Origin of the sequence: Lacisediminihabitans sp. (assembly GCF_043726815.1) — a bacterium.
GTDB lineage: Bacteria > Actinomycetota > Actinomycetes > Actinomycetales > Microbacteriaceae > Lacisediminihabitans.
The window spans coordinates 1-11584 of the sequence record NZ_JAYSJZ010000120.1; the positions used below are offsets into that span (position 1 = coordinate 1).

13 protein-coding genes are annotated in these 11584 nt (G+C 68.8%); all 13 read right to left on the reverse strand.

Going from position 1 to position 11584, the window contains the following annotated elements:
• Positions 1-307: 307 nt before the first annotated feature.
• The 13 genes from nusB to rpsD all read right to left on the reverse strand — a co-directional run bounded on the left by nusB (position 308) and on the right by rpsD (position 11580).
• Positions 308-721 (reverse strand): transcription antitermination factor NusB, encoded by a 414-nt coding sequence (gene nusB / locus ACHZD8_RS17615; protein ID WP_394771732.1) that lies wholly within the window; start codon positions 719-721, stop codon positions 308-310.
• Positions 721-1281 (reverse strand): elongation factor P, encoded by a 561-nt coding sequence (gene efp, locus ACHZD8_RS17620; RefSeq protein WP_394771733.1) that lies wholly within the window; start codon positions 1279-1281, stop codon positions 721-723. Before efp ends, nusB begins: the two co-directional genes overlap by 1 nt.
• A 95-nt stretch (positions 1282-1376) precedes the next feature.
• The gene (locus tag ACHZD8_RS17625; protein ID WP_394771734.1) at positions 1377-1817 is read right to left on the reverse strand and encodes a type II 3-dehydroquinate dehydratase; all 441 of its coding nucleotides are present in this window, start codon (positions 1815-1817) and stop codon (positions 1377-1379) included.
• Positions 1818-2025: 208 nt separating this feature from the next.
• Positions 2026-3108, reverse strand: coding sequence for a 3-dehydroquinate synthase (gene aroB, locus ACHZD8_RS17630; protein WP_394771735.1), 1083 nt, complete (start codon positions 3106-3108; stop codon positions 2026-2028).
• Positions 3105-3629, reverse strand: a complete 525-nt coding sequence (locus ACHZD8_RS17635; protein ID WP_394771736.1) for a shikimate kinase — start codon at positions 3627-3629, stop codon at positions 3105-3107. Before ACHZD8_RS17635 ends, aroB begins: the two co-directional genes overlap by 4 nt.
• Positions 3626-4840: a chorismate synthase gene (aroC, locus tag ACHZD8_RS17640; protein ID WP_394771737.1), complete on the reverse strand. Its 1215-nt coding sequence runs from the start codon at positions 4838-4840 to the stop codon at positions 3626-3628. The genes ACHZD8_RS17635 and aroC overlap by 4 nt, the downstream gene beginning before the upstream one ends.
• A 45-nt stretch (positions 4841-4885) precedes the next feature.
• Positions 4886-5779: a shikimate dehydrogenase gene (locus ACHZD8_RS17645; protein ID WP_394771738.1), complete on the reverse strand. Its 894-nt coding sequence runs from the start codon at positions 5777-5779 to the stop codon at positions 4886-4888.
• A complete protein-coding gene (mltG, locus tag ACHZD8_RS17650; RefSeq protein WP_394771739.1) occupies positions 5746-7047 on the reverse strand; it encodes an endolytic transglycosylase MltG in 1302 nt (433 codons plus the stop codon). The genes ACHZD8_RS17645 and mltG overlap by 34 nt, the downstream gene beginning before the upstream one ends.
• A 3-nt stretch (positions 7048-7050) precedes the next feature.
• A complete protein-coding gene (ruvX, locus tag ACHZD8_RS17655) occupies positions 7051-7512 on the reverse strand; it encodes a Holliday junction resolvase RuvX (protein WP_394771740.1) in 462 nt (153 codons plus the stop codon).
• 3 nt (positions 7513-7515) lie between these two features.
• Positions 7516-10170 carry an alanine--tRNA ligase gene (gene alaS, locus ACHZD8_RS17660; protein ID WP_394771741.1) on the reverse strand — a complete coding sequence of 885 codons (2655 nt, stop codon included), beginning with the start codon at positions 10168-10170 and terminating at the stop codon, positions 7516-7518.
• 48 nt (positions 10171-10218) lie between these two features.
• On the reverse strand, positions 10219-10449 hold the full coding sequence (locus ACHZD8_RS17665; protein ID WP_394771742.1) for a hypothetical protein: 231 nt from the start codon (positions 10447-10449) through the stop codon (positions 10219-10221).
• Between the two features lie 60 nt (positions 10450-10509).
• Positions 10510-10875 (reverse strand): DUF948 domain-containing protein, encoded by a 366-nt coding sequence (locus tag ACHZD8_RS17670; protein ID WP_331898962.1) that lies wholly within the window; start codon positions 10873-10875, stop codon positions 10510-10512.
• 75 nt (positions 10876-10950) lie between these two features.
• Positions 10951-11580: a 30S ribosomal protein S4 gene (gene rpsD / locus ACHZD8_RS17675; RefSeq protein ID WP_147782347.1), complete on the reverse strand. Its 630-nt coding sequence runs from the start codon at positions 11578-11580 to the stop codon at positions 10951-10953.
• Between the last annotated feature and the right edge of the window lie 4 nt (positions 11581-11584).

Here is an 11584-nt window from a genome sequence, read left to right on the forward strand (position 1 = left end):
GCGCTTCTCCGGAGGTTCGGCCCTCGCGCGACCGTTTCGGCCCGATTCGGACCGGATCGGATGCCGCGGCGGCGAAACCTCCGGAGAAACGCAGAGCCCCATCGCGGGAGTGAGTTAGCGTGGGCCCCACCGACGGCCCTCCGTGCATCTGCGGCCCGAGCATCCCGGCGCAGGCAGCGCTTCTCCGGAGGTTCGGCCCTCGCGCGACCGTTTCGGCCCGATTCGGACCGGATCGGATGCCGCGGCGGCGAAACCTCCGGAGAAACGCGAAAGTCAGCGCGAAAGTCAGCGCGGCGTCAGCGCAGCGTCAGACGTGCAGCTGGGCGATCCGGCCGAGCAGCCCGTTCACGAAGCCCGCCGAGTCCTCGGTGCTGTACTCCTGCGCGGCCTCGACGGCCTCGGAGATGGCCACGGCATCCGGAATCTCGTCGTTGAACATGATCTCCCAGATCCCGATGCGCAGGATCGCACGATCGAGAACCGGCATCCGGTTGATCGTCCAGCCCTGGGCGTGGGTCTCGATGAGCTCATCGATCTCGTCGCCGTGCTCGGCGATGCCCTCGACGATCTCGCGAGCGTAGGTCCAGGACGCCCAGCGGTCCGGCTCACTCTTCGCGCGCTCGGCCTCGACGGCGATCGCGGAGTTGAGCGAGATCTCGCGCACGTCTGCCCCGTAGAGCAGGTCGATCGCGCGCTTGCGTGCCTTGGTGCGGGCGCCCACTAGTTGACGCGGCCGAGGTAGCTGCCGTCGCGCGTGTCGACCTTGACCTTGGTGCCCTGCTCGAGGAACAGTGGCACCTGGATCTGATAGCCGGTCTCCACCGTGGCGGGCTTGGTGCCGCCGGTGGAGCGGTCGCCCTGCAGACCAGGCTCGGTGTAGGTGATCTCCAGCACGACGGATGCCGGGAGCTCGACGTAGAGCGGGTCGCCGTTGTGCAGGGCGATCGTCACGTTCTGGTTCTCCAGCATGAAGTTGGACGCGTCACCGACCTGGGCGGCGGACAGGGTGATCTGGTCGTAGTTGCCCACGTCCATGAACACGTAGTTCTCGCCGTCGGCGTAGAGGTACTGGAACTCCGAGCGGTCGACAGTCTCGGTCTCGATCTTCGCGCCGGCGTTGAACGTGCGGTCCACGACCTTGCCGCTCATGACGTTCTTGACCTTGGTGCGCACGAACGCGCCGCCCTTGCCGGGCTTCACGTGCTGGAAGTCGATTACGGTCCAGAGCTGGCCGTCCATGTTGAGAACGACACCGTTCCTGATGTCAGCTGTTGAGGCCATGGCTGTAGAAATCCGTTCTGGAGGGAAAAGGTTGGTGGGCGCGCAGGCGCCGAAACCACGAGTTTACCGGCTCGGCGCACCCCTCAGGGCATTCGCTAGCCGAGGAGCCTGTTTACGGCGTCGAGGGCGAGCAGGTATGAGTCGAAACCGAAGCCCGCGATAACCCCGGTGGCGACCCCCGAGATGACGCTGTTGTGGCGGAATTCCTCGCGTGCGTGGGGGTTCGAGATGTGCACCTCGACGAGGATCAGGCCCGCCTTGGTGACCATGGCCGCGGCATCCCGAAGCGCGTAGGAGTAGTGCGTGAACGCCGCCGGATTGAGGATGACCGGGCTTGCCGTGTCGACGGCCTCGTAGAGCCAGCCGATCAGCTCCGCCTCGTCATTGGTCTGGCGAAGGTCGATGGCGTGGCCGGGGGGTGCCTCGGAGTCGAGCCTGGCGCGGAGGTCGTCGAGGGTGCCGCTGCCGTAGACGTCCGGTTCCCGGCTGCCGAGGCGACCGAGGTTGGGACCGTTGAGTACGAGGATGCTGCCCATGGTTGTCGAGCCTACCGGGCGACATCCGCCTGCCGACCGCGTCGACCCCGGGCCGCCGGCTCCGGACCGACCCGCGTTCCGCCCGACCAACCCGCGTTTCTCCGGAGGTTCGGTCGGCGGGGAGTCCGTTTCGGCCCGAATTCGCGATCTTCGACCTCGTAGAGCGCTAAACCTCCGGAGAAGCGCTGGCGGCGCGCTGGCGGCCGTGTTAGGAGCCGATCTCCTGGTAGGCGGCGAAGAGCAGGCTCTCGTCAGGCCCGGTGAGGGTCGTCGGCTTGGCGATGTCGTCGAGCACGATGAACCTCAGCAGCGCCCCGCGCGCCTTCTTGTCGCGCTTCATCACCGAGAGCAGGGTGCTCCAGCGCCCTACCGGGTAGCTGACCGGAAGCTGCAGCGAGGTGAGGATGCTGCGGTGCCGGTCGACCACCTCGTCGGACAACCGGCCGGTGAGCCGCGCGAGCTCCGCGGCGTAGACCATGCCGATGGCGACCGCGGCCCCGTGCCGCCACTGGAACCGCTCCGCGTATTCGATGGCGTGGCCGAGGGTGTGGCCGTAGTTGAGAATCTCCCGCAGGCCAGACTCCTTGAGGTCGTGCCCGACCACCCGCGCCTTGATGCCGATCGACAGCTCGACCAGCCGACGGAACTCGTCGGACCGCGGGTCGGTCGCGATCTCGACGGAACGCTCGATGATGTCGAGGATCTCGGGCTCCGCGATGAAGCCGTACTTCACGACCTCGCCGAAGCCGGCCAGGATCTCCATCTGGCTGATGCCCTCGAGGGTGTCGAGGTCCACCACCACCCCGGCGGGCGGGTAGAACGCGCCCACGAGGTTCTTGCCCTCCGCGGTGTTGATCCCGGTCTTGCCGCCGATGGCAGCGTCGACCATGCCGAGGAGGGTCGTCGGCACGTTGACGAGCCGCACCCCGCGCAGCCAGGTCGCGGCGACGAAGCCGGCGAGGTCGGTGACCGACCCTCCGCCGAAGCCGATCACGGCATCCGTGCGGGTGAAGTCCGCCTGCCCCATCACCTGCCAGCAGAACGCGGCGACCTCCACGCGCTTTCCGGTCTCGGCATCCGGGATCTCGGCGAGCAGCACCTCGTAGTCGCCGGTGAGCCTCTCCCGCAGCGCCGCCGCCCGCGCGCCGAGCGTCGGCGGATGAACGATCAGCACCTTGCGCGCGTTCGGCCCGATGATGCCGGGGAGCTGATCGAGGATGTCGCGTCCGACGATGACGTCGTAGGCGTCTGCCCCGGGGACGGGGACGGTGATCTTGGTGACGGTGCTCACGGGGTGTCCTTCATCGGGTCGCCGGCGGAGACCCACTCGGCGATTTCGTTTGCTATCGAGTCGATCGGCCGGCTCGAGGTGTCCCAGGTGGCGGTGGCGAGCCTCTCGTAGATCTCGCGGCGGGCCTCGACGAGCCTCGACCAGGCCTCGATGCCGCCCGCGACGAGCGGCCTTGTCGATCCGGCGATGCGCGCCTCCACGGCCTCGGGACTCACGGTCACGAGAACCACGCGGTGCTGCGCCAGCTCGCGCTGGGTGTCCGGGTTGAGCACCGCTCCCCCGCCGAGCGAGACCACCGCCCGCTCGGTGAGCGCCTGGGCCACCTCCGCGCGTTCGAGCCGGCGAAAATACTCCTCGCCGCGCTGGGCGAAGATCTCGGCGATCGGGCCGTGTTTGGCCACGATGCGTCGGTCGGTGTCGATGAAGCTCGCCTTGAGCAGCCGGGCGATCCGTTTGCCGAGCCGGGTCTTGCCCGCGCCGGGCGGCCCGATCAGCACGACGTGCGGGCCCGCCTCGCTCACGAACCGAGCAGCGGGTCGGAGGCCGCCGAGGTGCGCAGGTTGTTCGGAATGGCGGCGAGGTAGCCGTCGAGGTTGCGCCGGGTCTCCACTACCGAGTCCCCGCCGAACTTCTCGAGCACCGCGTTGGCGAGCACGAGCGCGACCATGGCCTCGGCGACGACTCCCGCCGCCGGCACCGCGCACACGTCCGAGCGCTGGTGATGCGCCTCGGCGGCTCCACCACCGGCGATGTCCACCGTGCGCAGCGCGTGGGGCACGGTGGAGATGGGCTTCATCCCCGCGCGCACCCGCAGCACGGTGCCGGTGCTCATGCCACCCTCTGTGCCCCCGGCACGGTCGCTCGACCGGGCGATGCCGTCATCCGTCTGGAAGAGCTCGTCGTGCGCCTCAGAGCCGCGGCGGGTCGCGGTGAGGAAGCCGTCGCCCACCTCGACGCCCTTGATGGCCTGGATGCCCATGAGGGCCGCGGCGAGCTGGGAGTCGAGCCGACGATCCCAGTGCGTGTAGGAACCAAGCCCGGGCGGCACGCCGTAGGCGAGCACCTCCACCACTCCACCGAGGGTGTCGCCGTCCTCGTGGGCGGCATCCACCTCGGCGACCATGAGTCGCGAGGTGGCCGCGTCGAAGCAGCGCAGCGGGTCGGCGTCGAGGGCCGGGACGTCGGCCGGGCCCGGAAGCGCAGTGCCCTCCGGCACGCGCACCGAACCGATGGACAGCGTGTGGGCGAGTAACCGGATGCCGAGCTCACCGAGGAACGAGCGGGCGACGGCACCGAGGGCCACCCGGGCGGCCGTCTCGCGGGCGCTCGCGCGTTCGAGCACGTTGCGAGACTCGTCGAAACCGTACTTCTGCATGCCGACGAGGTCGGCGTGCCCCGGTCGCGGCCGGGTGAGCGGGGCCCCTCTGCCCTTGGGCAGCGACTCCGGGTCCACCGGTTCGGCGCTCATCACATCGACCCAGCGCGGCCACTCGGTGTTGCCGATCCGCAGGGCGATCGGGCTGCCCATGGTCAGGCCGAAGCGCACACCGCCGCTGATCGTCAGCTCATCCTGCTCGAACTTCTGCCGTGCGCCGCGGCCGTAGCCGAGCGTGCGGCGGTGCAGGTCGGCGCGAATCCCGGCCATCGACACGGGCACTCCGGCCGGCAGACCCTCGAGGATCGCCACCAGTTCCGGACCGTGCGATTCCCCTGCGGTCAACCATCGAAGCATGGTCATAATCCTTGCACAGGGAAAAACTCCCCCCGTGCGCGTGGCCTACGCGGGTGCTCCGTCGAGGCCGACCGACGCCCGCATCGCGGCGAAGACGCGATGCTCGCCGCGCAGCGCCCGATGCGGATGACCGCTCACGAAGATGCGCACCTGCATGAGCGCCTGGTTGACGAGCATTTCGATTCCGGGGATCACCCGGCCGCCCGCCTCGAACCACGAGGCAGCGAGGGGCGTTGGCCAGGGGTCGTATGCCACCTCGAGCAGCACGCTCTTCGCCCGGGTCTCCTCGGTGAAGGGGATGTCCAGCTGCGCGGAACCCGGGATCGTGCTGATCACGACATCGGGCACGACGCTGTCGTCGAGCTCGCTCAACTGCTCGATCTCCACGTCGACGCCGAGTCGGTCGCCCAGCGCGAGGAGCCGTGTCACCTTCCGCGGCGTGCGCGCGGAGATGGCGATCCTGGTCGCCCCGAGCTCGGCGACGGCCGCCATCGCCGAGGCGGCGGTTGCGCCCCCGCCCAGGAGGCGAACCGAGCTGAGACGGCGCACTCCCACGGAGCGGAACGCCTCGCGAAAGCCGTACACGTCGGTGTTGAAACCGCGCGTCGTGCGGCCTCCTCCGTGCTCGTCGAAGATCACGGTGTTCGCGCCGCCGGTGATCTCCACGTACTCGTCCATCTCGTCGAGCAACGGCAGCACGTCGCGCTTGAGCGGCATGGTGAGCGAGAGCCCGCGCCATTCCGGTCCGCAGGAGGCCAGGAAGTCCGGCAGGGCATCCGTCGTCACCTCGATCGCGTCGTAGGTCCAGGGCAGCCCGAGGGCGGCGTACGCGGCCCGGTGCAGGGCGGGCGACTGGGAGTGTGCGATCGGCGAACCGAGCACCGCCAGCCGACGCTCGACGACGGTCACCCGTCGAACCCGGGGTGGGCGCGCAGCCACGCCTGCCACTGTTTGACCGCCGCGTTGTGTTCGGCGAGGGTCGTGGAGAACACCGTCTCCCCCGTTTCGCCGTTCACGAGCACGAAAAAGAGCCAGGTGCCATCCGCCGGATGCAGCGTCGCCTTGATCGCGTCGTCGCCGGGGTTGGAGATCGGCCCGATCGGCAGCCCGGTGTGCGCGTAGGTGTTGTACGGGTTGCTCTTGTCCGCGCGCTGGGCGTCGGTGGTGGAGATCGTGGTGCCCCCGGAGCCGTAGCTCACCGTCGCGTCGGACTGCAGCGGCATGCCGGCCGCGATCCGGTTGTCCCAGACCCGCGCCACCTTGAAGAAGTCGGCCGAGCTGCCGCCCTCCTTCTGCGTGAGGGCGGCGAGGGTGAGCACCTTGTGGCGGTCGGCCGGCGCCACCCCGTCGGCGTCCAGATGCTGGAACATCGTGGTGACGAGGGTCTGGAGCACGGCATGAGCGGTCTGGCCCGCCTCGATCGAGTACGTGGCTGGAAAGAGGTAGCCCTCCAGACTGGGGGCCTCGGCCGGCAGGCCGAACGATTTGTAGTCCGCCGCGGCGGCCTGCAGTTGCGCCGCCGAGATTCCGGTGCTCTCGCTCAGGTCGGAGAGCCGTTTGATCACGCCCTTGACGGTGATCCCCTCCGGCAGCACGAGCTGAGTCGACACCTTGTTCTTCGGATCGGTGAGGGCGGCCAGGGCGGACTTGGCACTCATCTGCTTCTTGAGCGCGTAACTGCCGGGATGGAACTGCACCTGCGGGTCCTGCTTGAGCAGGAGCTTGTAGAAGGCGGTGTAGGTCTTGGTGACTCCGGCGCTCGCAAGGGTCTTCGCGACATCCGAACCGATCTGGCCGTTGGTGATCGTCACGACGACCTTGCCGGTGCCGGAGCCGGTGTAGTCGATCGGCTCCGCCCAGCCGAGCACCTGCTTGATCTGCGGTTCGAAGGTGAAGTAGGCGGCGGCGGAGGCTCCGCCCAGCAGCACGACGATGCCGATGAGCACCCACAACCAGGTGAGCCTGCGCTTGCGCCTCGGCGGCATGCCGTACTCGTCCACGCGGTCGCCGCCTCGCCGCACCCGCTCGTGGCGAACGGGCGCCTCGGTGGTGGTCCTGGTCTCGCGGCGGCCGGAGTTCGCCTTGGCCTCGCGGCGGCCGGAGCTTTCCTTCGCCTCGCGGCGGCTCTGGGGCGCCGGCTGGTTCTCCGCGGCCGTCGTGCCGGGTTGCGATGAAAAGATGTCATCCCAGCTGGGCTCATCTGCCACGAGTCACGTTCCTTCGTCCGGCTCGACGGCGGCTCCGGGTGGTTTTCCACCGGATCTCTCGGCGTCGAGGGCGTGCTGCAAGATTATAACCGCCGCGACTTGATCGATGACCGGCCGCGACTTCCGGGTGCTGCGGCCGGTGGCGCGCATGGCGCGGTGCGCAGAGACCGTGGAGAGCCGTTCATCCACGAGCCGCACCGGCACCGTCGTGGCGCGCGCGACCCGGGCGGCGAAGTCCCGGGCGTCCTGGGTCGACGCGGAGTCCGCCCCGGAAAGGGCGATCGGCAACCCGACAACGATCTCGACGGCGGCGCGCTCGGCCGCCTCGGCGAGGATCCGTTCGACGTCTCCGTCTCCCCGCTGCACCGTGGCCACCGGAGTGGCGAGCATGCCGTGAGGGTCGCTCGACGCCACGCCGATCCGAACCTTGCCGACATCGATGCCCAGCCGCACGCCTGGCCGCACGCGCTACCTCGGCAGCGCGGCCACGATGGCCTCGAGCGCGGCCGGGATCGCGTCGAGCTTCGACCCGCCGCCCTGGGCCAGGTCGTCCTTGCCGCCGCCTCCACCGCCGAGAATGGATGCCGCGGTCTTCGCGAGCGCCCCGGCCTTGATGCCGCGCCGGCGCGAGGCGTCGTTGGTGGCGACGATGACCGCCGGCTTGCCGGCGACATCAGCGGCGAGGGCCACGACGGCCGGCTCGGCCCCGAGTCGGCCACGAACAGCCGTCACGAGGCTCCGGAGGTCGTCGGACGACGACAGCGCGCCCACGTGCCGACTGAGCACCGTGAGACCGCCCACGGTGGTCGCCTCGGCGACGAGCGCCGGCACACGTTCGAGCAGCGCGGCAGACTCGAACTCGGCGATTCGCTTCTCGGCGGCCTTGAGGCTGGAGAGCAACTCGGAGATCCGCTCCGGAATCTGGTCGCGCGGTGTCTTCAGGCTCGAGGTGAGTTCGGAGACGATCGCGCGCTCGGTGGCGAGGTCGCGGAACGCCTCGATGCCCACGAGCGACTCGATGCGGCGGTTGGTCGAGCCGATCGACGACTCGCTCACCAGGTTGATGAGCCCGATCTCCGAACTGCGGGTCACGTGCGTGCCCGCGCACAGCTCGAGCGACCAGGGGCCGCCGATCTCCACGACGCGCACGGTCTCGCCGTACTTCTCGCCGAAGAGCGCCATGGCGCCCAGCGCCCGCGCCTCGTCGAGCGGCATCACCCGGGTCTCCACCTCGAGGTTCTGGCGGATCGCGTTGTTGGAGATCTCCTCGATCTCGCTGCGCGTGGCGGCGGAGAGTGGATTGCTCCAGTTGAAGTCCAGGCGCATGTAGCCGGCCTTGTTGTACGAACCGGCCTGGTGCGCCTCCGGCCCGAGAACCTCGCGCAGCGCGGCATGGATGAGATGGGTCGCGGAATGGGCCTGGGTCGCGCCGCGGCGCCACTCCGGGTCCACCACGCTCGTGGCGGCGGCCCCCACGCTCACCTCGCCGGAGCGCACCTGAACCCGGTGGCTCACGAGCCCCTTGACCGGGCGCTGCACGTCGAGAACCTCGAGATCGAAACCGTTGCCGACGATGCTTCCGGCGTCGGCCTCCTGGCCGCCGGATTCCGGATAGAGCGACGTCTCGGCGAGGATCACCTCGGCGATGTCGCCCGCCGCCGCGCGGTCCACGGAGACGCCGCCCACGATCAGGCCGAGAATGGTCGAATCCGTGGTGAGGTAGTCGTATCCGGTGAACACCGTCTCGCCCTTGGCGCGGAAGGCGCTGTAGACCGAGAGGTCGGCCATGAGGGTCTTCTTGGCCTTCGCATCGGCCTTCGCCATGGTGCGCTGGTCGAGCATGAGCGCGTCGAAGGCGGCGCGGTCGACGCTCAGCCCGGCCTCCTCCGCCATCTCGAGGGTGAGGTCGATCGGGAATCCGAAGGTGTCGTGCAGCAGGAAGGCCGTGTCGCCCGGCAGCTCGCGAGCCCCGGACTTCTGCGTCTTCGCCACCGCGAGGTCGAGGATGCTCGTGCCGCTCACCAGCGTGCGCAGGAAGGTCTCCTCCTCCGCGTATGCAAGCCGTCCGATACGGTCGTAGTCGTGCTCGACCTCGGGGTAGGCGGCCTTCATCGCGTCGCGCGACGTCGTGAACAGTTCGGTGAAGGTGGGGGCGTCGACGCCGAGCAGGCGCATCGAGCGCACGCTGCGGCGCAGAAGGCGGCGCAGCACGTAGCCGCGGCCCTCGTTGGACGGCGTGACGCCGTCGGCCATGAGCATGAGGGCGGAGCGCACGTGGTCGGCGACCACGCGCATCCGCACGTCGTCGTCGTGATCCGCACCGTAGCGCCGGCCCGAGATGTCGGCCGCCCGGTCGAGAACGGGGCGCACCTGGTCGATCTCGTAGAGGTTCTCGACGCCCTGCTTGATGAACGCCACGCGCTCGAGTCCCATGCCGGTGTCGATGTTCTTCTTGGGCAGTTCGCCGAGGATCTCGAAGTTCTTGCCCTGGCCCGGTCCGCGCAGGTACTGCATGAACACGAGATTCCAGATCTCGATGTACCGGTCGTCGTCCGCGGCGGGTCCGCCGTCCTTGCCGTACTTCGGTCCGCGGTCGAAGAAGATCTCCGAGCTCGGGCCGGCCGGACCCGGCTGGCCCGTTGACCAGTAGTTGCTCTCCATGCCGAGGCGCTGGATGCGCTCGTCCGGCAGGCCGGCGATCCTCTTCCAGTGCCCGACGGCCTCGTCGTCGTCCTGGTAGACGGTGACCCAGAGGTCCTTCTCGGCGAAGCCGTAGCCGCCGTCGGCCTCGGAGGTGGTGAGCAACTCCCAGGCGTAGGCGATGGCCTGTTCCTTGAAGTAGTCGCCGAACGAGAAGTTGCCGTTCATCTGGAAGAACGTGCCGTGGCGCGTCGTCTTGCCGACCTCCTCGATGTCGAGGGTGCGGATGCACTTCTGCACGCTCGTGGCGCGGGGGTACGGCGGCGGCACCAGCCCGGAGAGGTACGGCACGAACGGCACCATCCCGGCCACCGTGAAGAGCAGGGACGGATCGTCGCTCACCAGGGAGGCGGATGGCACGACCGTGTGGCCACGTTCGGAAAAGTAGTCGAGCCAGCGTCGACGAATATCAGCGGTCTGCATGGTGTCCTGGGGTGGGGGCCGGGCGGACCCGGCCGGGAAGTGTGGGGACTAGCTCGAGGCGCGCTTCGACAGGTCGGCGATCACGCCTTCCGCGTCCGCCACCGCCGCCCGCAGCTCCGCCTCGCGAGTCTTGTAGCCGTCGATGACGGCGTTCGAGAACTCGTGGGCGCGGCTGTCGACATCCTCGAAGAACCGCCTGCCCTCTGGGGTCTTGTTCAACTGGTGGGCGGCGACGAAGCCGAGGCCGACCCCGATGATGAGCCACAGTACGTTCTTCATGAAAATTACTCCCTCGTGAGCGGCGAAACGGATGTTCCGCCAGCGAAGCCTGAATCAAGCTTACTTCGAACGGGACTTCGGCTTCAGCCCGGAGATCGCCACCCGCACTGCCGCGGTGAAACCGGCGAGCTTGATGAGCGGCCCGCCGAGGGTGGCCGCGAACAGCGCGATCAGCGACGACACGTTGCCGGTGGCGTCGGCGATCCCGCTCGTGATGGCGTCGACCCTGGCGAGCTGCTTGTTGGTCTCACCGATCGTCACGGTGGCCTCCTCGAGGATCGGCGTCACGTTGGCGCTGAGCTCGTGGATCGCGTCGCGGGTCTCGTCGAGCACCCGGCCGAGCTTCACCAGGGGGATGGCCAGCAGCCCGACCAGCACGGCGAAGACCGCCGCGGCAATCAGTCCGGCAATGTCGCCACCGCTCATGAGATCCGCCAATCGTGTCAGTTAAACGAGAAGGAGCGGACCGCCCAAAGGCGATCCGCTCCCACTGTATTCGCGTTAGCGAGCGGCGTAGTACTCCACGACGAGCTGAACTTCACAGGTCACGGGAACCTCGGCGCGCTTCGGGCGACGCACGAGGCGGGCCTGCAGCTTGTCGATCTCCACCTCGAGGTAGCCGGGCGTCTTCGGCAGAACGTCGACGTGACCGCCGGCCGCTGCAACCTGGAACGGCTCCATGCCCTCGCTCTTGGGGTGAACGTGGATGAGCTGGCCCGGCTTCACGCGGAAGGACGGGCGGTCGACGCGCTGGCCGTCGACGAGGATGTGACGGTGCACCACCATCTGGCGAGCCTGGGCGGTGGTGCGGGCGATCGCGGCGCGAACGAGAAGGGCGTCGAGACGCATCTCGAGCTGCTCGACCAGGTTCTCACCGGTCAGGCCATCGGCGCGGCGCGCCTCCTCGAACTGGATCTTGAGCTGGGCCTCGCGGATGCCGTACTGGGCACGCAGGCGCTGCTTCTCGCGAAGACGCACGGCGTAGTCGCTGTCGGTCTTGCGCTTGGTGCGGCCGTGCTCCCCCGGGGGGTACGGACGCTTCTCGAGGTACTTGGCGGCCTTCGGCGTGAGCGGGATGCCCAACGCACGCGACAGGCGCGTCTTGCTACGGGTACGTGACTGGGTAGACACGGAT

What these genes read in the sequence shown, in the direction of transcription:
- efp (WP_394771733.1), bottom strand. Translation starts at nt 1,281, where the DNA reads ATGGCCTCAACAGCTGACATCAGGAACGGTGTCGTTCTCAACATGGAC.
- ACHZD8_RS17625 (WP_394771734.1), bottom strand. Translation starts at nt 1,817, where the DNA reads ATGGGCAGCATCCTCGTACTCAACGGTCCCAACCTCGGTCGCCTCGGC.
- aroC (WP_394771737.1), bottom strand. Translation starts at nt 4,840, where the DNA reads ATGCTTCGATGGTTGACCGCAGGGGAATCGCACGGTCCGGAACTGGTG.
- alaS (WP_394771741.1), bottom strand. Translation starts at nt 10,170, where the DNA reads ATGCAGACCGCTGATATTCGTCGACGCTGGCTCGACTACTTTTCCGAA.
- ACHZD8_RS17665 (WP_394771742.1), bottom strand. Translation starts at nt 10,449, where the DNA reads ATGAAGAACGTACTGTGGCTCATCATCGGGGTCGGCCTCGGCTTCGTC.
- ACHZD8_RS17670 (WP_331898962.1), bottom strand. Translation starts at nt 10,875, where the DNA reads ATGAGCGGTGGCGACATTGCCGGACTGATTGCCGCGGCGGTCTTCGCC.